Below are 25,202 nucleotides of genomic sequence, written 5' to 3'. Positions count from 1 at the left end.
ACTAGTTTAATAGAGTTTACAAAATAATGTAATAGAATAATAGGAATGAATATTCATTCCGTAACTAACGTAAATTTTAATCGCGGGAGATGATGCAAATGAGCAAGCTGAAAAATTGGAGAAGTTTATCTTTTCTATTATGGATAGTTATTACCATTACAATGATCGTAACGATGCCTAATATGGATAAATTAGTGAAAGAAAAAGGGCACATTACGATTCCTAATACAGAACAAAGTAGTATTGCTGACAAAATGATAAAAGAAATGGATAAAGACGGGACAGAAAAGTATGACATTATAGTTGTTTTTAATAGTGACAGTAAAACAGCTTTAACGACTGAGCAAAAAGAGGAAATAATAAAAACAATCAACGCTTTGCAAAATGAAAAAGAACAATTAGGAATTAAAGAAGTTGTTTCACATTTAGATAATAAAGAATTAGAGAAACAATTAGTTTCTAAAGATAATACGACTATTTTAACGCAAATATCGATAGATAAAAAGCATGGTGAAATATCGAAAGTTACAAATAACCTTCATAATAAAGTGAAAACGAAAGGGGTAACAACGTACTTAACAGGAAGTGATTTAATAGCAGGAGATTTCCTTACATCTTCTCAAGAGGGAGTGAAAAAGACTGAAGTTATTTCAATCATTTTCATTCTTGTAATATTAATCATTGTATTCCGTTCACCTATTGTTCCAATTGTTTCTCTTCTTACTGTTGGGGTATCATATTTAGTTTCAATGGGGATTATTGCTCATTTAGTAGATCAATTTAATTTTCCATTTTCTAACTTTACACAAGTGTTTGTCGTTGTTGTCCTGTTTGGGGTTGGAACAGACTATAACATTTTATTATTTACGAGATTTAAAGAAGAATTAAGTAAACAAGAAAACGCATTTTTGGCTACGAAAGAAACATTTAAATCGGCAGGGAAAACCGTTTTATATAGCGGGATAGCAGTACTAATTGGTTTTGCATCTCTTGCTTTAGCGAGTTTTAAACTATATCAATCTACTTCAGCGGTAGCAATTGGTGTCGCAGTTTTATTACTAGTATTAACTACGTTAAATCCGTTTTTTATGGTGCTTTTAGGAAAAGGGATGTTTTATCCCGTTAAAACATTTAAAGGTCATGAAGACAGTCGTCTATGGGGATTCTTTGCGAAAAACTCAGTAGTGAGACCATTTGTAGCTTTAATTATTGTATTCGTGATATCAATTCCTTTCATATTAAAGTATTCTAATACACTTAATTACAACGATTTATTTGAAGTAGACAATAAATATGAGTCGAAAATGGGGATTAACGTAATAGAAGAACATTTTCCACCTGGTTTTTCTTCACCAAGTACGTTAGTCATTCAATCGAATAACAAGTTAGATGAGGCGAGTTCGCTTCAAACTTTAGATGAACTAACTGATAAGATTTTGAAAGTAAAAGGTGTTTCAGAAGTATATTCACCGACACGTCCAACTGGTGATAGGATTAAAGAACTATATATAAATAAACAAGCGGGTGAACTAAATACAGGTTTAGGAGATGCCAATGGTGGTATAAAGGAAATTAATGATGGATTAACTACTGCGAAAGATAAGATGGGTAATAAGGACTCAAATAGTCTTGCGAACGTTCAAAAGTTAATTGATGGAACAAATGAAGCGAAAAGTGGTGTATCAGCATTAGGAACAGCTTTAAATCAACTATCCAATGGCATAAATGACGGAGCACAAGGTGCGCGGCAAATTGAGAGTGGGTTAACTTCAGTAAATGAAAATATAAGTGTATTATCTCAAGCAACTTCACAACTTCATGCTGGCTATACACAGTTAGAAAAAGGTTTAAGTTCTTACGATCAATACTTCGGAAGTATTTCTCAAGCGATTGACGGTGCGAAGAAAGGTTATGAACAAATTGAAATGTTAATGACCAATTTCATTCAAACGAAACCAGAATTAGCAAATGATCCTAACATTCTGCAGACGATAGGAATTGCTAAAGAGGCTCAAAAGCAATTAGGTGGGCTTTCAAATGAATTAAATAAATTGAAAGCGCAGCATAATGCGGCGATGGGATCATTTAAAGAAGCGAATCAATCGTTATTGAAAGTGGATAATGGCTTAAAAGAAATGAACAATGGAGTTACTAAGTTACAAAAAGGAGCAGCTGATCTTAAAAATGGATTAAATGAAGGTGCTTCAGGTTCAAAACAAATTGCGAACAAGTCATCTGAGTTACAAACCGGATTAACGAAAATAAACGATGGGCAAGGTCAGCTATTAACCGGACTGAAAGACTTGCAAGAACAGATGGGTCAATTACAATCCGGACTAACTAAAAGTACAGAAGGCCTTGAAAAGGTAAGTAATGGCCTAGGGGATGCTCAGAAATATTTAGGAGAACTGAACGAATCAAAAAGCTCTGAGAAATTCTATATTCCAAAAGAAGTTTTGGAGGGAGAAGATTTCCAAAAAGCTTTGAATACGTACATGTCACATGATAGAAAGACTGCTAAAATGACAATCATTTTAGACGTAAATCCGTATTCAAAAGAAGCGATGCCAATTATTCAAGAAATCAATAACACAATAGATGGTACTTTGAAGGGGTCGGAATTAAATCATGCGAAAACAGCAATCGGAGGAACGACAGCTAGAAACGTTGATTTAAAAGAAGTAACTGGGCAAGATTTCTTACGTACAGCTACAATTATGTTAATTGGAATCGCGATTGTATTAATTGTGATTACACGTTCATTATTAAACACCATCTTTATTATTGGATCGTTACTATTAGCTTACTTTGCATCATTAGGGATAAGTGAACAAATTAGTACGCATATTTTACATGTAGATTCATTAAGCTGGAATGTTCCATTCTTTAGTTTCATAATGATTGTCGCTTTAGGAGTGGATTATAGTATTTTTGTAATGATGAGATACAATGAGTTAGAAGGGGACCCAGCGACGAAAATTGTAACTGCTTCTCGTCATATCGGAGGAGTCGTATTATCAGCGGCACTTATTTTAGGTGGTACATTTGCTGCATTAATCCCTTCAGGTGTATTAACGCTTATACAAGTAGCATCCGTAGTTGGCGTTGCGTTGTTACTATTAGCTATCATTGTGATGCCAATATTGTTACCTGCTTTAATAGGTTTAACGAGTAAAATGAAGAATTATGCAAAGAAATTAAGTGAAAGAAAATAAAAGAATCCCCTTTTAAAAGTAACTGTTTCAGTTATGGGAGAGAACATATAAAATAACAATTAAAAAAGGGATGTAAATCACATATGATTTAGCATCCCTTTTTTAATTGTTATTGCATTGTTTAAGTACTTTTATCTAGTTAAATTGCAAAGGAAGAGAAAAAGAAAACAGTAAAAACACCAGCGCAACGATTGGGGATTACTGACAAAGTATTTGATTTAAAAGATATAATTTACTTTAGATAGTTCACTCAAATAATGGTGGACTATCTTTTTTTAAAGGTAAATGGAAATTTATGTTAAAATAATGATAGAGATTGTGAAAAAAATGTTCTTAAACTAACGGTCAGGTTACTTTAAGAAGGATTTTTCAAAGGAAATGTTGAATATCGTATTTTGAAGGAGTGATTGCAGTGGAGTAAGTAATTTTTTAAATCTTGGTTAAATACTTTGAAGGAAGGGATTTATAAATATGAATACAAAACTAATAATAGTAGAAGGTTTACCTGGATTTGGAAAATCGACCACTGCAAAGCTAATAAATGAAATTCTAAGCCAAAATAAAATTGAAGTTGAACTATTTTTAGAGGGGAATTTGAATCACCCCGCCGACTATGATGGTGTATCTTGTTTTAATAAATTTGAATTCGATAGATTAGTATCTAACAGTGGAGATTTTAAAGAAGTGCTTCTTAAAAGAGTTTTAAAAAAAGGAAGCAATTATTTATTACCATACAGAAAGATAAAAAATGAGTTTGGTGACCAGTTTTCGGACGAATTATGTAATGATATTTTTAAAAACGATATATATGAATTGCCATTCGATAAAAATGTTGAATTAATTGCTGACAAATGGAATGACTTTGCTGAAATTGCTCTAGAAGATAATAAGGTTTATATTTTTGAATGTTGTTTCATACAAAATCCATTAACAATTGGGATGATTAAATACGGTGAACAAAAAGAAAAAATAATAAATTATGTAATGAAAGTTGCAAAAATCATAGAGAATTTAAATCCAATGTTATTTTATGTAGAACAAGATGATCTTGAATTTTCATTTAGGAAGGCATTAAAAGAAAGAAATCCAGAATGGTCCACAGGAATTGTCGACTATTACACGAACCAAGGCTATGGGAAAGAACATAACCATTCAGGGGTAGAAGGAGCGATAAAAGTTCTTGAAGCTAGAAGGAATTTAGAGTTAGAAATATTCGGTATGTTAAAAATGAAAAAAGAAAAAATCAATAATACAAAATATGAAATTGACTCATATAGGTCAATGTTAAAAGATAAGTTAACAATACAAATGGTGAAATAGCTTTTTACACTACCTGGTGCTTTAGTTGGAGAAGGAAATGAAAACGCTCAGAATATTTTCTGAGCGTTTTAGTTTGCTATTTATAATGCGAAATGCATACAAATTATTGTGTTATTTCAATTGATAAACATAATGCTCCAATTATAAATGTTTTTTCAAAATGAATCCTCTTTAAAACGTGTATGTAACTTTAATCTAATTAAAAACAAAGGTTTTATTCGAGTTTGGAAAGAAAGGAATAGCAATCAACCGTTGCTATTCATCCAGCTTCTACTATATAATAGCTATAGTCTACAATAATTGAGTCGTAATATGCGATTTTTTAAGACAATCGGTGAGAAAACGCTGAAATAAGCGGTATTAGTAGGAGGACACAAATGATTACAGTAAGTAACGTTAGTTTGCGTTTCGCGGATCGCAAATTATTTGAAGATGTTAACATAAAATTCACGCCAGGTAACTGCTACGGTTTAATCGGAGCAAACGGTGCTGGTAAATCTACATTTCTAAAGATTTTATCTGGAGAAATTGAACCATCAACAGGTGACATACATATTACGCCAGGTGAGCGTCTAGCAGTATTAAAACAGAACCACTTCGAATATGAAGAGTTCCCAGTATTAGAAACAGTAATTATGGGTCACACGCAACTTTACAAAGTAATGCAAGAGAAAAATGCTATTTACATGAAAGAAGACTTTAGTGATGAAGATGGTATGCGTGCTGCTGAACTTGAAGGTGAGTTCGCTGAGCTTAACGGTTGGGAAGCTGAGTCAGAAGCTGCAATCCTTCTTAAAGGTTTAGGTATTGGTGAAGATCTTCATGATAAGAAATTGTCAGAATTAACTGGTGCAGAGAAAGTAAAAGTATTACTTGCTCAAGCTTTATTCGGTCAACCTGACATTCTATTATTAGATGAGCCTACCAACCACTTGGACTTAAAAGCGATCCAATGGTTAGAAAACTTCTTAATGAACTTTGAAAACACAGTTATCGTAGTATCCCATGACCGTCACTTCTTAAATAAAGTATGTACGCACATGGCTGACCTTGATTTCGGTAAAATTCAACTTTATGTTGGTAACTATGACTTCTGGTATGAGTCAAGCCAATTAGCTTTAAAATTAACACAAGATGCTAATAAGAAAAAAGAAGAGAAAGTAAAAGAGTTACAAAACTTCATTGCACGCTTTAGTTCAAACGCTTCTAAAGCGAAACAAGCAACTTCTCGTAAAAAATTATTAGACAAAATTACATTAGATGATATTAGACCGTCATCACGTCGTTACCCATTCGTTGGCTTCACACCTGAGCGTGAAGTAGGAAATGACTTATTAACTGTTGAAGGTCTTTCTAAAACAATTGATGGTGAAAAAGTGTTAGATAATGTGTACTTCACTTTAAATAAAGGTGATAAAGTTGCATTTATCGGCCGTAACGATATTGCGATGACAACATTATTTAAAATTCTTATGGGTGAAATGGAGCCTGATAGCGGTTCATTCAAATGGGGTGTTACAACCTCTCAGTCTTACTTCCCAAGAGATAACTCTAAGTACTTTGAGAATAGTGATTACAACTTAGTTGAATGGTTACGTCAATTTTCTCCACAAGATGAGTCTGAAAGCTTCTTACGTGGTTTCTTAGGCCGTATGTTATTCTCAGGTGAAGAAGTTAAAAAGAACGTTTCTGTATTATCTGGAGGCGAAAAAGTTCGTTGTATGTTATCTAAAATGATGTTAAGTGGTGCGAACGTAATCACACTTGACGATCCAACGAACCACTTAGACCTTGAGTCAATCACAGCATTAAACAACGGTTTAATTGCATTCAAAGGTACAATCTTATTCACATCTCATGACCATCAGTTCGTGCAAACAATTGCAAACCGCATTATCGAAGTAACACCAAACGGTGTAATCGATAAAGAGGCTACTTATGATGAGTTCTTAGAAAATGAGGAACTTCAAAAACAAGTAGATGCAATGTACAAAGGTCAATAATATATAATGAAAAAACTCGCTCTTTTTAGAGCGAGTTTTTTTGTCGAGAAAACGTAACATCGCTGGTCGGTCAAATGAATAATTATTCACATATAATATTAATGAACAGGAGAATTTTTTCATGTATGAAGGGATGTAATGACTTTAAGATTTAAAGAGTTAGTTGAAGAAGGGAAATGTAAGTGGAGTAATATAATCAAATCGTATTATTTTGTCATGTGAAATATGTACCAAATTTGGAGATAGAATAGTTTGCGAATGAGTTTATAAAGGTATATAGTATGGGGTGTCATAATTAGTGGATGAATCTTGGGAGAAAACAGGAAATGTTACAAATTTATTTTGTTAAATAGAAACCAAGGTCAAAATGTCTAGAAAGAAATAGTTGAATAAATACTAGCTTCAAATTATAATTACTAATATTCTTCATATAGTTAAATAAAGATAATCTATTTGAAGAAGAAAATTTGAATAGAGAGACAGACTTATAAAAAAATAAGCCTTGGATGATCAAAAGAGGTGGAGAAATGAAACAGTTCTTATTAAAGAGCAAAAGTGTGTTAAGCAATCATTTTGGATTCTTTCTGTTTGCCGTTATTTTATTGTGGCTCAAAACATATGCAGCTTATGTAACGGAATTCAATTTAGGAATTTCAAACACAATTCAAAAATTCTTGCTGTTTTTTAACCCGCTTAGTTCAGCAGTTCTATTTTTAGGACTTGCATTATTTGCAAAAGGGAAACGATCTTATATTTGGTTAATTATCATTAATTTGTTATTGTCGATTCTTTTATACGCAAACGTAGTATACTATCGCTTTTTCAGTGACTTTATTACGTTCCCGACATTAACACAAACGAATAACTTTGGAGATTTAGGTGGTAGTATTCTTGCGTTGCTACATCTTTATGATCCATTATACTTCTTAGACACGATTATATTAATTGTGTTAGTCGCAACAAAATTTGCAAATCCAAAACCAATTCGTGTTGCGAAGCATAAATTATCTCTAGTATTTGTAGCAGGTATTTTATTATTCAGTGTTAACTTAGGTCTTGCAGAGTCTGACCGTCCTGAATTATTAACAAGAACGTTTGACCGTAATTATATTGTGAAATATTTAGGTGCATACAACTACACAATTTATGATGGAATTCAAAGTGCGAAAGCATCGACAGAACGAGCATTAGCTGATGGCGATAATATGACAGAAGTACGAAATTATTTAACATCAACTTATGCAAGTCCAAATCCTGAGTATTTCGGTAAAGGAAAGGGAATGAACGTAATTTACATTCATTTAGAGTCATTCCAAAACTTCTTAATTGATTACAAATTAAATGGTCAAGAAGTTACACCGTTCTTAAACTCATTTACAAAAGATGCGAATACACTTTATTTTGATAACTTCTTCCATCAAACAGGACAAGGGAAAACATCTGATGCGGAGTTTATGTTAGAGAATTCAATGTTTGGTTTACCGCAAGGTTCTGTCTTTACAACGAAATCTCATAATACGTATCAATCAGCACCAGCTATTTTAGGACAACAAGGATACACATCAGCAGTATTCCACGGTAACTACAAAACATTCTGGAACCGTGACGATATTTATAAATCATTTGGTTTTAATAAATTCTTTGATGCGTCATACTACGATATGAATGAAAAAGACGTAGTAAACTACGGGTTAAAAGATAAACCGTTCTTTAATGAATCTATTCCGTTATTACAAACGTTGAAACAACCGTTCTATACGAAGTTTATTACGTTATCGAACCATTTCCCTTATCCAATCGATAAGGCAGAAGCAACGATTGAACCAGCAACAACAGGTGATTCATCAGTAGATACGTACTTCCAAACAGCACGCTATTTAGATGAATCTGTAAAAGGCTTCATCGATTACTTGAAACAATCTGGTTTATATGATAACTCAATTATTGTTATGTACGGAGACCATTACGGTATTTCAGATAATCATAACGCAGCAATGTCAAAAGTAATGGATAAAGAAATGAACTCATTTGAAAATGCACAGTTACAACGTGTACCATTAATCGTTCGTGTACCAGGAGTGAAAGGTGGCGTACAACATCAATACGGTGGTGAAATTGACGTTCTTCCAACGCTATTACACTTACTAGGTACAGATACAAAGAATTATGTTCAATTCGGTTCTGATTTATTATCACCAGATCATAAACAAGTCGTTGCGTTCCGTAACGGTAACTACGTAAGCCCAACAGTTACTGCACTAAACGGCAAATACTATGATACAACTACTGGAAAACCTGTAGAATTTACAGATGAAATAAAGAAAAATGAACAAATGGTTCAAAACTCACTAAAATACTCTGACCAAGTCGTGAATGGTGACTTATTACGATTCTACACACCGGAAGGATTCACTCCAGTAGATCGTTCGAAGTATAACTATAACAACCGCGATAAAAACAAAAAGAAGGTAAAAACGACTCCGGAAGGGGAAGCTAAATAAATAATAAAAGGCGCTATTCATATGAATAGCGCCTTTTATTTGTAAATATACCATCATTATGAGACAGAACCAGCTGTTGCTTTTTGTTTAGCCTTTCCTAAGAAAACTACACCGATGATGATAATAATGATAAATGCCCATTTAACGAAAGGGTTACTTTCGAAAAATCCAGCGAACCATTTCTCATCTACAATCATTTTCGCGGCAGTATAAGCTAAAACGGCTGCTCCAATCGTAATGATGACAGGAAAACGATCTACCCATTTTAAAATCAATGTACTGCCCCATACGACTACTGGAATAGACACTAATAATCCGATGATTACTAAAGAAAAGTTACCATGGGCAGCTCCTGCAACAGCGAGTACATTATCGATGCCCATTAACGCATCAGCAATAATAATGGTTTTAATAGCAGACCAAAATCCTTCTTCGGCCTTAATATCATGATCTTTGCCTTCAGCAATTAATTTATAAGCAATCCATATAAGGAGTACACCACCAATTAGAAGTAGCCCTGGTATTTTTAACAACCAAACAACAACTAAGGTAGCGAGGGCTCTAATCGCGATTGCCCCGATAGTTCCCCATATAATAACTTTCTTTTGCTGATCTTTCGGTAATCTTCTTGCTGCTAATCCAATTACAATGGCATTATCACCGGCTAACACTAAATCAATTACAATGATGGCAAGTAGGGCGGACAAATATTCGGCTGAAAGAAAATCCATATACACATCACTCCTTAAGAGTAATATGTGCTAAAGTGTTGATAATATAAAAAATAGGATTGAATTTGTATATTCAATCCATAATTTCTTACTGTATTTTGATATATGTTTTAATTTCGTATAAGTCGCTTTTGTATTCTTTTTTGTTTATCGTTTCGCTTTCTTAATTTTCGATTCATCTTTTTAATGCGGTTTTCTTTTCTATTATCCCAGTTATCACTTCGGATTTTACTAATAGACTTATCTGTCTTAGCACGAAAACGTCTTACTTTTTTCACGAAGGAAAGGGGTATTTTGCCGATAACACCTTGTTTTTCTAACGAATCTTCTTTACCTAGACACCAATCAGGATGAGATAATAAATAGTCGAAATCAAATATTATCCCGTATTCTTTATCCATATATGTATACCATTCATCTAAAGTACACTTATTTTTTGTATGTAAATATGTTGATCCATCAGTCATAGCACAGCACCAATAGTCAAAATAGCTCCATAGTACCCATTCTTTCGGTACATCTAGTGTTAAAATTACCATTTTTGAATTTGTTCTACCCCAAGCTTTATGATTTCGATTTGGGTAATTATTTGCTTCCCAGACCCAAATAGGTTAGTTACCTTCGTAATGAGGCAATCTTGTTTTAGCGACGCGCACCATCCAGTCATATGAATATACATCGTCTGGATCGATGAATTCTTTATTACCTTCTAAATAACCAAGTTTCTTAAATTGTTTCCATGCTTCTTCAGTTTGTACTGTATATACGATCATTTGGCACCTACTTATTTAAACTAAATTATAGTATAACATGTGATTTTGAATTTTTATTGATATTAGAGAAGGGGGAGTTTGAGTCGAATATACGAGGAGTAATTCCCAAAATGATAAAAAGACTTGATTCCCAGCTAAAGGAAATCAAGTCTTTTCATTACATACGATTATCATGCCAGAAGTTTAATGGGAAGTGTTCGTTCTCATTATATGCTTCTAATTCATATCCTTTTTCTTTCAGTCCTTTAATAATTCCAGGAACTGCTTTTACTGATTGTGGATGAATATCATGCATAAGGATAACTTCTGTTGGATTTGTAGCACCATGTAACACGTTTTCTACAATTTTAGCAGATGCAGCATCAACTTGCATTTTGTTATATTTCCAGTCTAAAGAATCAATTGTCCAATCCCAAACTTTTAAGCCATTTTCTACAACTTTGTTGCGAAGAGCTTCGTTTAATCCTGGCATAGAGCCGTAAGATGGACGAGTTAATACTGGTGATTTACCTAAAACACCAGCGATTAAGCCTTGGTCTTCCTTCATTTCATCTACGTAATGACCTTCAGTGTAAAGTTTCTTGTAGTTATGAGTCATACTGTGCATCCCAACGTAGTGACCTTCAGCATCTTCGCGTTTTACAAGATCAGGGAAAGCTTTTACGTTTGAACCAATTAGGAAGAATGTTGCTTTTGCATTTTCTTTCTTTAACATATCTAAAAGCTCAGCTGTGTATTTTCCAGGACCGTCATCAAATGTTAAATAAGCGACTTTTCTAACTTGCCCGTTATAATGTTTTGGAGCTTCTTTCGGAGCAAGAGATGTTTGAATCTCACTTACAAGTTGAACAGATTTTGCTTCATCCTCTGTACTAGCTAGAGCAGTATGTACTGATCCAAAAGCCACTTCGTATGTGAATAATACCCCCGCACAAACTAACATAGCCCTTTTTACTAAAGTTGTCATTCGAATTCCATTGTGCATAATTTTCCTTCTCTCTATAAAAGTTCTACTCTACTATATTAGCAATTATAGGTAGGGAAATGCAAAAAAACTTTTTTACAAGTGTAAAAAAGTTTACTCAAAAGTATGCAAGATTTTATATCAATTGCAGTTTTGAAAAATAGGATGAATTTAAACTTTATTATTTAAACTTTCAATCACCAAATCATACTTTCGTATCATTTCATTTTCGTTCCAATTATTGATTCGAATATTTTTGTTTTTTATTAAAATATTGGTAAAGAAACAATTACATGAAAAAAGGAGTGGGAATATGGATAATTATATTTGCACTACATGTGGAGTACAGTATCCCGAAAATGAAGAAGCACCTTCTCGCTGTAAAATTTGTAATGAGGAAAGACAATATGTTAATCCAATTGGGCAGTCATGGACAACATTAGAAACGATGCAAAATAGCAATTTATACAAAAACGAAATAATAAAAGAAGAAAGCGGTTTGTATAGCATTACTACTAAACCTAAATTTGCGATTGGACAAACAGCATTTTTAATACAAAGTAAAACTCTAAATGTTATGTGGGATTGCATTAGTTATTTAGATGATAAAACGATACAACGTATATATGATTTAGGTGGTATTCAAGCAATAGCACTTTCTCATCCACATTATTACTCTACACAAGTTAAATGGGCGGAAACATTCAATGTACCTATTTATATTCATGAAGATGATAAAGAGTGGGTGGTTCGTCCGAGTAAGCAAATTAAATTTTGGTCTGGGGAGCATCTGATATTATCGGAAGAACTTACATTGCATCGCTTAGGAGGCCATTTTAAGGGTGGAACTGTTATACATTGGAAAGACGGTAATGAAGGGAAAGGTATTTTGTTATCAGGTGATATTATACAAGTAGTTTCGGATCGAAAATGGGTAAGTTTTATGTATAGTTATCCCAATCTCATTCCATTACCAGCGAATAAAGTTAGAGATATGGCAGAGAAGGTAAAAGATATCCAATTTAGTCGACTATATAATGCATTTCATGGTGTGGTGGAAGATGCGAATAAAGCTGTACAAAGATCTGCTGATCGGTATATAAAGGCCCTGCAAGGAGAACTATTTCATACGTAATAGCTTGTAATTCATCTCTATATTTATATAACTAATTTTATACGAATTTTATACTAAAGTCCTATTGTTTATTAACTAATAGGTCTTTCAACTTAGGAAGTTCACACTAATGAGGGATGTTAAAGGGAATATATGTAACCTATACTAATTACTATAAAGCTTTGGAAAATGAAAAGGAGGAGATTTGCATGAAGAATTGGGTTCAATTTAGAATTGCAAGACCAACAGATAAATTTGAAGAAGTGATAAGTTTTTATGAAACAGGATTAGGTTTAAAACGTATAGGGGAATTTCACAATCATGAAGGATATGATGGGGTTATGTTTGGCTTACCAGATGAAGAGTATCATTTGGAGTTTACTACACATGTTAATGGAAGTCCATGTCCGGCACCGACAAAAGATAATTTACTAGTTTTTTATATGCCTATTAAAGGTGAAATTGAAAAGATAGTGAATCGATTAAGTAATATGGGCTATCATGAGGTAGAACCTGAAAACCCGTATTGGATAGAGAAAGGAACCACAATAGAGGATCCAGACGGTTGGAGAATTGTGCTTATGAATGCATCTGAATAAGAAAACTATTTTCATATGAAATAGAGTGTAACAAAATGATTTAGACATAAATCCCTACAGTGTTTGTAGGGATTTTTATATAAGAAATTTTTATTAAGAGAGTTATTAAAATGTAGAAAGTATTTTGGCTAAGAACAAATGTAGTAAACATAATTTATGAAGGAGGTATAAAAGTATGATAGTAAACCATTTTGAAGCGTTTTCTAAACATGTTGGAAATACACATCTTATTAAAAGTTCTTTCGTAGTTTATATCTTATTCTACGCAAAATTGATACCATCAAAAAACTGTATGTTTAACATGTACAGTTTTTTGATGGTATAGCTGTGCAATGTTTAGAAATTTCACATACCGTATTTTAAAAATAAATATAGGAAAAACAAAAAGTAATGTAGAATATATCGTACATACATATATACAGTCAACATAAAAGATAAAGAGGTGGGTATATGTTACTTGAGGAAGTAATGCAGCAACTAGAGGAATATGGAACAGAACAAAATCGAAAAACGTATAAAAACCACGGAGCGAAAGAGCCGTTATTTGGAGTTAGTTTTGCGAATTTAAAATTGTTAAAAAAGAAGATAAAAAAAGATCACGATTTAGCAGTTGAATTGTGGGAAACGAAAAATATGGACGCAATGACATTAGCAACTTATATTTTAGACCCGAAAAAAATAACGACAGAACAGCTTAATAGTTGGATTCAGGATGTTGATTATTACTGTTTAATGGATGTTCTGATGACATCTATATGTACTTCGCCAATTGCAATAGAAAGAATGGAAGAGTGGACAAAGTCTAATGATGAATGGATTGGAAGAGCTGGCTGGTCTTTATTAGCAAATATAGCGATTAAAAATAAAACGTTACATGATGATTTCTTCTCTCCGTACTTAGAAGAGATTAAAGAAAATATACATAATGAAAAAAATAGAAAAAAAGAAGCGATGAATAGTGCTTTAATCGCAATAGGAATTCGTAATGAAGACTTAGAGCGACAAGCGATTGAAATTGCAAGTGAAATTGGAAAAATAGAGGTTGATCATGGTGCAACATCATGTAAAACACCAGATGCAGAAAGCTATATAAAAAAAGCGAGAGAAAGAGCTGAAAAAAAGAAAGTGAAATAAGAAAAGAGGATCGGTTATGAAACCAATTGAAGCAGCACAAAACATAATTACATTACAATTTCCGAATTGTGATGTAGCTTTACTCGGCGGAAGCGTTGCACGAGGAGAAGCGACGAAAACATCTGACCTTGACATTGTAATAGTCGATCAAAGTTTAACTTCTTGCTATAGAGAATCTTTCTATAGTAATGGATGGCCTGTTGAGGTGTTTGTTCATAATTTCGAAACATATAAAACCTTTTTCAAAATGGATTGTGATCGAGGGAGGCCGTCGTTACCACAATTAGTTTCAGAAGGGATTGCCTTAAAAGGGGAACAGGAAATTGTTGAGAAATTAAAAAAAGAAGCGAATGATTTACTACATAAAGGACCAGCTAAATGGACCGAAGAAACGATTAAGCAGAAGCGATATTTTATTACGGATACTTTAGATGACTTTATTGGTGCAACAAAAAGAGAAGAAGAATTATTTATCGCTAATTTATTAGCCGATTTAGTACATGAATATGTATTAAGAGTAAATGGTAAGTGGCTTGGGAGTTCAAAATGGTTTATTAGAGTGCTAAAAAGATATGATGAGCAATATGCAAACAAATTTGTAGCCGCTTTTGATCATTTTTATAAAACGGGAGGGAAAAATGAATTAATTCATTTTATAGAAAAGACGTTAGAACAGTATGGTGGAAGAGTGTTCGAAGGATTTTCTATTGGTAAATAAAGAGAGGAGAAAAAAATGAATGTACCATATGTTCAATTAAGAGAATTGACACTAGATGATGTAGAAGATCGCTATCAATGGTCATTAGATAGAGATGTAACAAAGCATTTAGTCGTACCAGATCAATATCCTCCGTTCACTCGTGGAGATACGAGAAACTGGATTGAAGCTTGTATAAGCCGAAAAAATGGTTATGAACAAAGGGCAATCGTTACTGAGACAGGTATACATATTGGATGGGTAGACCTTAAAAATTTTGATAAAACAAATAAAAATGCTGAACTAGGAATTGCGATTGGAAATAAAGACTATTGGGGTAAAGGATTTGGAATGGCAGCTCTAAACAGCATGTTACAAATAGGTTTTTCTCAGTTTGAATTGGAGAAAATTTGGTTACGTGTAGATGAAGATAATACAAAAGCTAAAAAGAGTTATGAAAGTGCCGGATTTGTATGCGAAGGGTTAATGAGAAATGATCGATTGAGACAGGGAAAGCTCATTCATCGCTATCGTTACAGTATATTAAAAGAAGAGTATGAATCAAAAAATAATAACCTATAAAAATATTATGTAAATTAAAAAGGGGAAAATAAAATGATTCGATTACTTACAAAAGCGGATGCAAAAAAATATTGGGAGTTGCGTTTACAAGCACTACAAGTAAATCCAGAAGCATTTATAACGACTTATGAAGAAGCAGTACGTCAAGAAAACCCTCTTGAACGAGTTGCTAGTAATCTTTCATCCAACAGTAGTTTTACATTTGGTGCTTTTAATAATGAAAATCGTTTAGTTGGGGTTGTTACTTTATTAACAGAAGAAAAAGACGCATATAAGCATAAAGGACATATCGTTGCAATGTATGTAGATACTGAAAATCGAAGAAGTGGTCTTGCACGTGATTTAATACGTAAAGCGATTGAAAGGGCAAAAGAGATGAAGCTAGAGCAATTGAATTTAGGGGTTGTGTCAACGAACGAACCAGCCAAACGATTATATGAGTCAATGGGATTTAAAACATACGGAATTGAAAAAAGGGCTATAAAAATGAATGGTGTGTATAGTGATGATGAACATAGGGTGTTGTTCTTTTAAGAGAGGAAGTTTTGTATGAAAGATCTCCATTTAGAAAGAAAAATGGACCCTCAAGTAGCGATTTTGTATGCGACGGTTGCTGATACGTTTAATAGATTGCAAAGGTTAGTCGAAGGTACTGAAGAGAACGAACTATCCTATAAAGGGTCTGAAAATAATGAAAATAGTATTGGGCAGTTACTTCAGCATTTAGCAGTTGTTGATTTACATTGGGTGTATCGTTTCAAGGGAGAAGATGTTCCGCCAGCATTTGAAAATAAATATGGTCCTATGTTAAATGAAGTAGGAGAATTACCAAGTTTAAGAAAAAACACATTGCAAGAGTTAATGCAAGATTATGAAGCAGTGCAAAAATTGTTTTATGAAGAATGTATGAAACTAACAGAAACTGATTTAACGCGGGAAGTTTTGTATGAAAAAGGCGAAACTGCGACAATAAGATGGGGAATATGGCATATAGCAGATCATAATCGGTATCATCAAGCTCATATAAGTCGATTGAGGAAATTATACAGAGAATATAAACTACATATTCTTTAATTTTTGAATGAACGAACGCCCCTAAATAATAATTAAAGGAGGCGTTTGTTTTTATTCGTTCGCTTTTCTTCCCAAGCTATCATTAAATTTTTATGATAATCTTTTGGTTTCTCAATAGAAAACCAGTAAATTGAATGTGCAATAGTTGGTAGCCATCTTTTATAGCGGATGCGTATATTTTCATGGTGAGTATAGTGGGTCGAGATTAAAGTAGATTTTGACCCTTGAAAATTTTGATATGTAATGGCCTCGATTTCATACCAATGCACTTTATTCCCATGTAAATCTACTACAATTCCTTCATCATCCTAAAGTGAAATGTAAGTTTGAATGTAGATTTTTCATCGCGTATACTAAAATATAGGTCATAGAGATAAAAAATTAAATACAAGGGGTTTTACAATGAAAGCAATTGTTATAGGGATACTGGCATCATTTTTCTTTGCCTTTACTTTTGTTTTAAACAGGGCAATGGACTTAGAAGGTGGAAGCTGGATTTGGAGTGCATCATTACGGTATTATTTTATGGTTCCAATGCTATTACTTATTGTTATGTATAGAGGGAACTTAAAGCAACTCTTTCAATATATGAAAAACAATCCGAAAGAATGGTTAGTGTGGAGTATCGTTGGATTTGGTCTCTTTTATGCACCGCTTAGTTTTGCTGGAGCGTTCGGACCAGGTTGGCTCGTTGCATCAACATGGCAAATTACAATCGTTGCAGGGATTTTGTTAACACCATTTTTTGCGGTGGATCCACTACATAAAAAACTTCCGATGAAGGAATTAGTAATGTCGGGCATTATTTTATTCGGTGTCGTTCTCATGCAAGTAGAACATGCTTCTTCATTAGGTATTCGTGAAACCGTTTTATGTGTAGTTCCTGTACTTATTGCAGCATTTGCGTATCCTCTTGGAAATAGAAAAATGATGCAAGTTTGTAAAGGGGAATTAGATGTATTTCAGCGAGTACTCGGTATGACATTAGCAAGTTTACCATTTTGGTTTTTATTATCTGGTTACGAAGTATCAACAGGCGGATTACCGTCAAGTAGCCAAGTTTTTCAATGTTTTATTGTAGCAGTTAGCTCTGGGTTAATCGCGACAGTATTATTTTTCTTTGCAACAGATCTTGTGAAAGATGATCCGCAAAAATTAGCAACAGTGGAAGCGACGCAGTCTGGTGAAGTTTTATTTGCGCTAGTAGGAGAGTTGATTTGGTTATCTGCACCAATTCCATCATCATTATCTTGGATTGGTATGAGTCTCGTTATTATTGGAATGATACTTCATAGTTATGTGGCTGTCGTTGTAAAAAAAGAAGAAAAAATAACGGCGTAATGAGATTAGCTCTTTTTATTAAGAGCTAGTCTTTTTTCATAGAAAGGGATGAAAGTATGAATTTACAGTGTGTTAAACAAATTGAGAAAGATTCAATATTAAATGTGCTACAATATGCCGTCGGTCCAAATGAAATAAGCTTAAAGAAAGCAGTAATATTTTATCAAAGTAATAAAGGGACTTTGTACAAATATGAAGAAAAAGCTTGTCTAGGTATTGAAATAATCGGAGAAACTAAAGCACGCATATGTCATATAGCAGTGGCTCCAGATTATCGTCAAAAAGGAATTGCACTGCAAATGATTAAAGAAGTGGTAAGGATATATCAATTGACTTATATAGAAGCGGAGACAGACGATGGGGCGGTAGAATTTTATAAAAGAATTGGTTTTCAAGTTAAAAGTTTAGGAGAAAAATATCCAGGGATAGAAAGACTTCATTGTTACATGGAAAAATAGTATAAAAATATGCATATGGAGTATAGTTTGAAAAAATAGGATTTACATTTTTCTTCATTTCAAAAAAACTCTCGCTCATCATTATCTACGATTTTAATAGAGTTTTGAGGCTTCAGTATAATAATATACATATTTTTGTAGTAATGAATATGATTAAGTTAAAAATTGAGAAAAATATGATAATATATTTATATAAAAGTTTAAATTTACGTGGCTAGTGGGGGAACCAATATGAAAATGAATGAAATAGTAGCAAGTACACAATTTCCAAATACAATCGAAACAATAACAAAAGATTTAAAAGCATTAGGAGTCGAAAAAGGAATGACAATTATCGTTCATTCATCACTAAGTTCTATCGGGTGGATATCTGGTGGTGCCGTTGCTGTAGTAGAAGCATTAATGAAAGTTGTTACGGAAGAAGGAACGATAATAATGCCAACGCAATCTTCGGATTTGTCCGATCCGAAACATTGGTCAAGACCACCTGTACCGGAAGACTGGTGGCAAATTATCCGAGATAACGTCCCAGCATTTGATTCACGTATAACCCCAACAAGGGGAATGGGTGAAATAGTTGAATGTTTTCGTACATATCCGAATGTAGTACGTAGTAATCATCCGTTAGGAAGTTTTGCTGCATGGGGAAAACATGCAGTAGAAATAACAATGAACCATTCGTTATCAATGAGCTTTGGAGAAGAATCTCCATTAAGAAAAATATATGATTTAGACGGGTACGTATTATTAATTGGTGTTGGATATGATTCCAATACGTCTGTTCATTTATCCGAGGTGCGTTCTGGTGCATGTGAGTTAATACAAGTAGGAGCACCTATTATAGAAAACGGTGAAAGAGTGTGGAAAGAGTTTGTTGAAATGGATTACGAATCTGAGAAGTTTGTAGAAATTGGTGTGGAGTTTGAGCGAAAAGGAACTGTAAAAAATGGGAAGATAGGGAATGCAACGTGTCGTCTAATGAAACAGCGTGATATAGTTGACTTTGGAACAGAATGGTTTCGTAAGAAAAATTAGTAAGGGATGGTTACAATGAAGGGGAAAAATGTATTAATTACGAGCGGTGGTTGTCTAGAAAAATGGGATCAAGTACGCGGGCATACGAATATGGCCAAAGGTACAATCGGAAGGATAATCGCAGAAGAACTTCTAGCTAAAGGGGCACATGTTATATATTTACACGGTTATTTTGCGGAGAAACCGAGTGATGTACATAGAGGGTTAGAATTACATCCATTTGAAGGAATCGTTGATTTACAAGATAAAATGAAAAGTATCATATCACATGAAAAGGTTGATGCAGTCATTATGGCAGCGGCTGGATCAGATTGGATTGTAGAGAAAATTTGTGATCAAGATGGTAATGTTCTTAATATGAACGGAAAAATTTCAAGTGATATAGCACCGATTATTCACTTTCAAAAGGCTCCAAAGGTATTAAAACAAATAAAAGAATGGGACCCAGAAACAGTACTTGTTGGTTTTAAACTTGAAAGTGATTTAAATGAAGAAGAACTGTTTGAAAGAGCAAAAAATAGAATGAAAGAAGCAAGGGCGAATGTAATGATTGCGAATTCACCACATTCTTTATATTCGCGCGGGGCTGTGCATTATGTAATTGGACAGGATGGTAAAGGGAAGTTGTGTAATGGGAAAGATGAAACAGCGAAAGAAATTGTCAAAAGCTTAGAGGTATTATGTAATCGTGTCACTGCTTTTTAAAATTAAGTTTTTAGATGAGAATGAATCCGCATAGTAATAAGTAAGCGAAACTTTAATTGGTGGGAATTTTACTTTTACACGAATGTGAAGCGTATACCAATCAAGAGCTATACACAGAATAATTGGTGAGGAGTGGATTCTATGGAACATTTATTAAAGCAAGCTATTAAACTTAGAAATGAAAAGAAATATGCGCAGTCTAAAGAGATGCTTATAGGATTAACAAACTTTACAAAGGATGCAGAAGTACTGTATCAGTGTGCGTGGATACATGATGTAATGGGGCTAGAAACAGAAGCAGTTCCGTATTATGAGCAGGCAATCGCAAATGGACTTGATGGCGAATCGCTTTGCGGTGCTTATATTGGTTTAGGAAGTACATATCGTTGTATAGGGGAATATGAAAAGGCAATTACAGTATTAGAAGCTGGGGTGAAAAAATTTCCAGAGAACGCTCCGATGAAAGTATTTTTATCATTAGCAAAATATAACGTAAACGATCACGAATCAGCGATGAAATTATTACTTGAAACTGTCGTGAAAGTAGAGGAAGTAAAAGAATTTGAACGTGCCATTTCATTTTATAAAGACCATTTAAATGAGGTTTTTAAATAAAGGAGTGAACGTATGAAGGTTACACTATCACGAAGGCGAAAAGGTATTTGGATTGGACTCGTCTCTTTAATTATGCTATCAAACTATTTATTGTATGCCCTTCCAATTGTACCAGTTGCGCCGAAAGAAGTTGTGCTTGGATCATTATTAGATTGCATGTTTGTCATTCCAATCATCACGTATTTCTTCATTATTCGAAAAAGATACTCGTTAACATATATAGTTCCTGTTGTAATAGCTGGTTATATTTTTGCAAGATTTATTATTCCAAGTGATTATTTACAAGCTTTTTCATTCATCTCTTATATTATTGTTGCGGCTGAAATTGCATTTGTAGGTCTAGAATTATTCCTTCTCTATAAAATTGTTAGAGTGCTTCCTAAAATAATAAAAAAATATAAAGAATATAGAAGAGAAAATTATTCCTTTTCTTATGCAATTGATGCAGCGTTTGACGCTACTATGAAAAGAGGTAAGTTAATAGATGTCATTCTAACAGAGTGTAAGTTAATCTATTATGCGTTTTTATCGTGGCGTGAAAAAGTACCAACAGGTAAATCTGTATACTCATATCATAAAAAGACTGGTGCTATAGGTGTGTATATCATGATTATTCATGCAACAGCAATTGAAAGCATTGGTTTTCATTATTTACTACATCAGTGGAATCCAGTAATAGCATGGATTTTACTTATTTTAAATGTATACGCGATGATTTATTTTATAGCTGAAATACAAGCGATGCGCAAAAATCCACTTGTCGTAACAGAAGAACAAGTAATCATTCAAATCGGATTAGGAAAGAAAATTGTTGTGCCATTTACACAAATTGATAATATTGCGTTCTACAAGGGTGAATTGCTAACGGCAAAAGAAGGGAGACAGGTATTGGATGCAACTGTTATGGAGTTCATAAAAGAACCTGCTACTTTTGAAATAACATTAAAAGAGTCAGTGAAAGCGCAGTTGTTATACGGCTTTTCTAAAACAGTAAGTCGTGTTTACTTAAATGTTGATGAAGAACGAAAATTTTATGATGCGGTTAAGGAAAAGTTAAAACATGAGTAATAGTACTGTTAGTTGCATAAAAACAAATGAGCTTCCGTTAGAAGTGAAAAAATATGAAACATGGATAGTGAAAAACTCTTTCTAAATAAGAAGGAGTTTTTATTATGTACTTGTATAAATCATTATATAAAAAACTATACACTTCTTTATTACTACATAAATGGATATAATTGAGGATAGAACTAGCATAAGGGGAAACAAAATAATGAATAAGTTACTTACATCGAAAATTGAAATTATAGAAAGAAAAATCCGGTATAACTCAACAATAGTAGATCACAATTGCTTATTACTTGAAAAGCAATCACAAAGTATCGTTTTATTTCACGAGGTGCAGTATTCATTTACAATGACTGCAAATGATACTAAGTTAACAATCCCAAAAGGAAGTTATACAATCGCATATTACTGGAAAGATCGTCCGTACAATTTATACGTATGGAGAGATATAAAAGGAAAGTATTTAGGTTCCTATTTTAATATCGTAAAAAACACACAAATAAAAGATGAAGTGGTTTCCTTTGAAGATTTAATCATCGATATTATGGTACTTCCAAATGGAGAATACTTCATATTGGATGAGGATGAATTACCAGAACCATTAGGAAATTTCGAAGGTGGTTATGTGAAGAAAGCTCTTTATGGATTAAAAGAAATCATTCAAAAAGAGCTGCCACCAATAGTTTTGGAGACAGCCAGGGTGCAGAGGAAATAAAATTTAATTACATAAATATTTTGAATGGGAATGAGTAGTCTCAAGTTATATGATCTAACTTTTTTGATAAATCTAAGGTTAGTAGCATATCTCTTGAGATTACTCTTTTTTTGTAGAAATTTCGTCGCTTAGTTATTAAATCGATTTTAAATTTATGAAATAATATTGACTGAATCAAGTTCAGTCGTTTATGATTGAATCAGATTCAGTCGTGGTGAAAACATTGTAGGAGATGACGTATGAAAAGAATATCAAAAGAACCAGATGTAAGACGCCAAGAGTTAATGGATATTGGTTTTGAACTATATATGAAAAATGGTATGAAAGGATTTGGCATAAAAGATGTTGTGAATCATGCAGGTGTAGCAACGGGCTTATTTTATTATTACTTCAAGTCTAAAGAGAATTTTGTTGATGAAGTTTTAAATGACTGTATTGTGAAAAATATGGAGTTAATTGAAGAAATACTTGTTTCAAATGAACAGTCTGTCATGCAAAAGATGAAAGATTCACTAGATATATTTTGGACATTTATTGAAAAGTTAGCACCCTATAAAAATGTGAGTTCGTTTCAGACGGAACAACATTTTCAACTGGAACAGAAATTATTCGCACGTATGCAACCGTTAATTAGACAAGTAATTGAAGAGGGAGTAAACATAGGGGTTTTTTATACTGATAACTCATTATTAGCTTCTGGGTTTATTCTATACGGTCTTAGCAGTATTGCTCATTCAGAAGTAAAGTTGAATCTAGATACAAAACATGAAATGGTTAATTTAGTATTAACTACACTACGATACAATCAAAAGGAAGGAGAAAGTTTATGAAAATTATTATCGATGGAAATAATATCTCACAAGAGCAACTTATAAAATGGAAAAGAGAACGGATAAAAAAAGTATTATATACATTAGGACATAAAGAGCTTGAAATAAATGATACAGACGTCATGATAAAACAGCTAACGGAAATAAAGTTGCGATATACATACAATGAAATGTACGAAAAGTTGAAATCAAAACTTAGATTAAGTGCATTAGGTATGCGTATCTGTACTCTTTTATCTGGTGATAGACGAAAATTTTCAAAAACTAGTATTTATTTAGACGGGATTACAGCAGAAGTAGCTATACATGGAATTGATAGTTTGATGCTTGAACAATCACGTGAAAATAACAAAGTGAATTTATCTGCTTGTCCTGATCACTATGTACTAAGACCCTTTGGGGAAAATGAATTAGAGGTTATCGAAACTACTGGTAATTCTCCGTTTCCAGTTCAATTTTTCATTGTTTTTGGTGACGAAACCGGATTGAAAACACCGAGAGATAAATCTTATCAATACCAATCAACAGGTGTTGCACGTATGAAAGATGGTACTACTATTGGTGGAGTTCGACATCAATTTAAAGATACTGATACAGGGATAGAAGTAAGTCTAGTTGTTGAGTTCCCAGTCCTTTGTCCTAATAGTCTAATTAAATCCCATCAAATGCATTTAGCGTGTGAGTTTTCTTATTGGTTACAGTGGATTAAAGATCAGAAAAAATAGTAAGTAAACGTCGTTTAAATAAACAAAAGTAAAATGTTCAAACAAATCATATGTATGTTTTAATAAAACCTAGTTGACTTATCGGAAATATTTGTATAATATGTACTTAATTCCATAACGTATTGCTGATTGGAGAAACCAAAGGCATTTTATCAACAGATAAAATGCCTTTGGTTTTTTTATTGCACAAATACTGAATCTGTTCATTTATATGAATCATTTTAAGGAGGGGAAGAAATGACTGTTTCAATTGATGGGGTATCAAAATATTTTTTGAAACAAACTGGTACGGTTCAAGTGCTAGAGAATATTAAATTTCAATTAGAGGAAGGGGATTTTGTTACAGTAATTGGTCCGAGTGGGTGCGGAAAAAGTACATTACTAAAAATTGTTGCAGGTCTAGATAATGATTTTGAAGGTGAAGTTGTTATTGACGGGGAGCCTATCTTAAAAACGAGCAAGAAACAAGGTTTTATTTTTCAAGAACATAGGCTTTTTCCATGGTTAACAGTTGAAGAAAATATAGCGGCAGATTTGTCGTTAAAAGATAAGTATGTGAAAGATAAGGTGAGAGAATGGGTTGAAATCGTTCGGTTAGATGGCTTTGAAAAATCGTATCCGAAAGAAATTTCAGGCGGGATGTCACAACGTGTTGCGATAGCGAGAGCGTTATTAAGAGATCCAAATGTATTATTACTTGATGAACCTTTTGGAGCGCTGGATGCTTTTACTCGAAGTCATTTACAAGAAGTATTGCTAAATATTTGGGAGCAGAAGAAAACAACAATGATATTCGTTACACATGATATAGACGAAGCGATATATCTTTCAAACCGAATCATCATTATGAGTGCAAAACCAGGGAAAATACATAAAGTGATTGAAAATAATTTGCCTTATCCGCGAAATAAAACTTCTCAATCGTTCCAACAACTTCGAACGAAAGTATTACAGCAGTTTGAATATGGAGGGTTGATTCAAACAAGTATATAGGAAAAGGGTG

General features: G+C 33.3%; 22 protein-coding genes and 2 pseudogenes. 21 read left to right on the top strand and 3 right to left on the bottom strand.

Going from position 1 to position 25,202, the window contains the following annotated elements; all coding sequences use genetic code 11:
• The first annotated feature begins 98 nt into the window (after positions 1–98).
• The 4 genes from ACTFN4_RS22590 to ACTFN4_RS22575 all read left to right on the top strand — a co-directional run bounded on the left by ACTFN4_RS22590 (position 99) and on the right by ACTFN4_RS22575 (position 9,039).
• Complete coding sequence (locus tag ACTFN4_RS22590; RefSeq protein WP_000040232.1) at positions 99–3,215, top strand: MMPL family transporter; 3,117 nt, start codon at positions 99–101, stop codon at positions 3,213–3,215.
• 471 nt (positions 3,216–3,686) lie between these two features.
• Positions 3,687–4,535: a hypothetical protein gene (locus ACTFN4_RS22585; protein ID WP_439962807.1), complete on the top strand. Its 849-nt coding sequence runs from the start codon at positions 3,687–3,689 to the stop codon at positions 4,533–4,535.
• Between the two features lie 377 nt (positions 4,536–4,912).
• Positions 4,913–6,538, top strand: coding sequence for an ABC-F family ATP-binding cassette domain-containing protein (locus ACTFN4_RS22580; protein WP_000633864.1), 1,626 nt, complete (start codon positions 4,913–4,915; stop codon positions 6,536–6,538).
• A 527-nt stretch (positions 6,539–7,065) separates the two neighbouring features.
• Positions 7,066–9,039 (top strand): LTA synthase family protein, encoded by a 1,974-nt coding sequence (locus ACTFN4_RS22575; RefSeq protein WP_439962806.1) that lies wholly within the window; start codon positions 7,066–7,068, stop codon positions 9,037–9,039.
• Positions 9,040–9,095: 56 nt separating this feature from the next.
• Here ACTFN4_RS22575 and ACTFN4_RS22570 read toward each other — a convergent pair whose 3' ends face one another.
• From ACTFN4_RS22570 to ACTFN4_RS22560, 3 genes and pseudogenes are all read right to left on the bottom strand, one after another.
• On the bottom strand, positions 9,096–9,770 hold the full coding sequence (locus ACTFN4_RS22570) for a TerC family protein (RefSeq protein ID WP_439962805.1): 675 nt from the start codon (positions 9,768–9,770) through the stop codon (positions 9,096–9,098).
• Between the two features lie 110 nt (positions 9,771–9,880).
• A pseudogene (locus ACTFN4_RS22565) lies at positions 9,881–10,543 on the bottom strand (DUF3841 domain-containing protein).
• Between the two features lie 157 nt (positions 10,544–10,700).
• On the bottom strand, positions 10,701–11,528 hold the full coding sequence (locus ACTFN4_RS22560) for a peptidoglycan-N-acetylglucosamine deacetylase (RefSeq protein WP_000551452.1): 828 nt from the start codon (positions 11,526–11,528) through the stop codon (positions 10,701–10,703).
• A 292-nt stretch (positions 11,529–11,820) separates the two neighbouring features.
• Here ACTFN4_RS22560 and ACTFN4_RS22555 point away from each other — a divergent pair, with 292 nt between their 5' ends.
• The 17 genes and pseudogenes from ACTFN4_RS22555 to ACTFN4_RS22475 all read left to right on the top strand — a co-directional run bounded on the left by ACTFN4_RS22555 (position 11,821) and on the right by ACTFN4_RS22475 (position 25,192).
• Positions 11,821–12,642, top strand: a complete 822-nt coding sequence (locus ACTFN4_RS22555; RefSeq protein ID WP_000371021.1) for an MBL fold metallo-hydrolase — start codon at positions 11,821–11,823, stop codon at positions 12,640–12,642.
• Positions 12,643–12,830: 188 nt separating this feature from the next.
• The gene (locus tag ACTFN4_RS22550; RefSeq protein ID WP_439962804.1) at positions 12,831–13,220 is read left to right on the top strand and encodes a VOC family protein; all 390 of its coding nucleotides are present in this window, start codon (positions 12,831–12,833) and stop codon (positions 13,218–13,220) included.
• Positions 13,221–13,670: 450 nt separating this feature from the next.
• The gene (locus ACTFN4_RS22545; RefSeq protein ID WP_000923449.1) at positions 13,671–14,354 is read left to right on the top strand and encodes a DNA alkylation repair protein; all 684 of its coding nucleotides are present in this window, start codon (positions 13,671–13,673) and stop codon (positions 14,352–14,354) included.
• A 16-nt stretch (positions 14,355–14,370) separates the two neighbouring features.
• Positions 14,371–15,131: pseudogene (locus tag ACTFN4_RS22540) on the top strand (nucleotidyltransferase domain-containing protein).
• Positions 15,088–15,633, top strand: coding sequence for a GNAT family N-acetyltransferase (locus ACTFN4_RS22535; RefSeq protein ID WP_001102499.1), 546 nt, complete (start codon positions 15,088–15,090; stop codon positions 15,631–15,633). The pseudogene ACTFN4_RS22540 and the gene ACTFN4_RS22535 overlap by 44 nt, the downstream one beginning before the upstream one ends.
• Before the next feature lie 33 nt (positions 15,634–15,666).
• The gene (locus tag ACTFN4_RS22530; protein WP_439962803.1) at positions 15,667–16,167 is read left to right on the top strand and encodes an N-acetyltransferase family protein; all 501 of its coding nucleotides are present in this window, start codon (positions 15,667–15,669) and stop codon (positions 16,165–16,167) included.
• Between the two features lie 15 nt (positions 16,168–16,182).
• Positions 16,183–16,707: a DinB family protein gene (locus ACTFN4_RS22525; RefSeq protein WP_000653845.1), complete on the top strand. Its 525-nt coding sequence runs from the start codon at positions 16,183–16,185 to the stop codon at positions 16,705–16,707.
• A 402-nt stretch (positions 16,708–17,109) separates the two neighbouring features.
• Entirely contained in the window at positions 17,110–18,048 is a 939-nt protein-coding gene (locus ACTFN4_RS22520; protein WP_000644594.1) for a DMT family transporter, read from the top strand.
• Between the two features lie 56 nt (positions 18,049–18,104).
• On the top strand, positions 18,105–18,506 hold the full coding sequence (locus tag ACTFN4_RS22515; RefSeq protein WP_001053116.1) for a GNAT family N-acetyltransferase: 402 nt from the start codon (positions 18,105–18,107) through the stop codon (positions 18,504–18,506).
• 231 nt (positions 18,507–18,737) lie between these two features.
• On the top strand, positions 18,738–19,541 hold the full coding sequence (locus ACTFN4_RS22510; RefSeq protein WP_000783346.1) for an aminoglycoside N(3)-acetyltransferase: 804 nt from the start codon (positions 18,738–18,740) through the stop codon (positions 19,539–19,541).
• 15 nt (positions 19,542–19,556) lie between these two features.
• Positions 19,557–20,246 (top strand): phosphopantothenoylcysteine decarboxylase domain-containing protein, encoded by a 690-nt coding sequence (locus ACTFN4_RS22505; protein ID WP_439962802.1) that lies wholly within the window; start codon positions 19,557–19,559, stop codon positions 20,244–20,246.
• Between the two features lie 141 nt (positions 20,247–20,387).
• Positions 20,388–20,861 carry a tetratricopeptide repeat protein gene (locus ACTFN4_RS22500; protein ID WP_000400636.1) on the top strand — a complete coding sequence of 158 codons (474 nt, stop codon included), beginning with the start codon at positions 20,388–20,390 and terminating at the stop codon, positions 20,859–20,861.
• A 12-nt stretch (positions 20,862–20,873) separates the two neighbouring features.
• A complete protein-coding gene (locus tag ACTFN4_RS22495; protein WP_063245543.1) occupies positions 20,874–21,929 on the top strand; it encodes a hypothetical protein in 1,056 nt (351 codons plus the stop codon).
• A gap of 205 nt (positions 21,930–22,134) precedes the next feature.
• Complete coding sequence (locus tag ACTFN4_RS22490) at positions 22,135–22,644, top strand: DUF402 domain-containing protein (RefSeq protein WP_001037877.1); 510 nt, start codon at positions 22,135–22,137, stop codon at positions 22,642–22,644.
• A gap of 239 nt (positions 22,645–22,883) precedes the next feature.
• Positions 22,884–23,474 (top strand): TetR/AcrR family transcriptional regulator, encoded by a 591-nt coding sequence (locus tag ACTFN4_RS22485; protein ID WP_439962801.1) that lies wholly within the window; start codon positions 22,884–22,886, stop codon positions 23,472–23,474.
• Entirely contained in the window at positions 23,471–24,199 is a 729-nt protein-coding gene (locus ACTFN4_RS22480; RefSeq protein ID WP_000691337.1) for a hypothetical protein, read from the top strand. Before ACTFN4_RS22485 ends, ACTFN4_RS22480 begins: the two co-directional genes overlap by 4 nt.
• 237 nt (positions 24,200–24,436) lie before the next feature.
• Positions 24,437–25,192: an ABC transporter ATP-binding protein gene (locus ACTFN4_RS22475; protein ID WP_439962800.1), complete on the top strand. Its 756-nt coding sequence runs from the start codon at positions 24,437–24,439 to the stop codon at positions 25,190–25,192.
• Positions 25,193–25,202: the final 10 nt, after the last annotated feature.

It is taken from the genome of Bacillus cereus group sp. MYBK95-2 (assembly GCF_051915225.1).
GTDB classification, from domain to species: domain Bacteria; phylum Bacillota; class Bacilli; order Bacillales; family Bacillaceae_G; genus Bacillus_A; species Bacillus_A cereus.
This window is presented reverse-complemented; position numbering and strand designations above follow the sequence as displayed.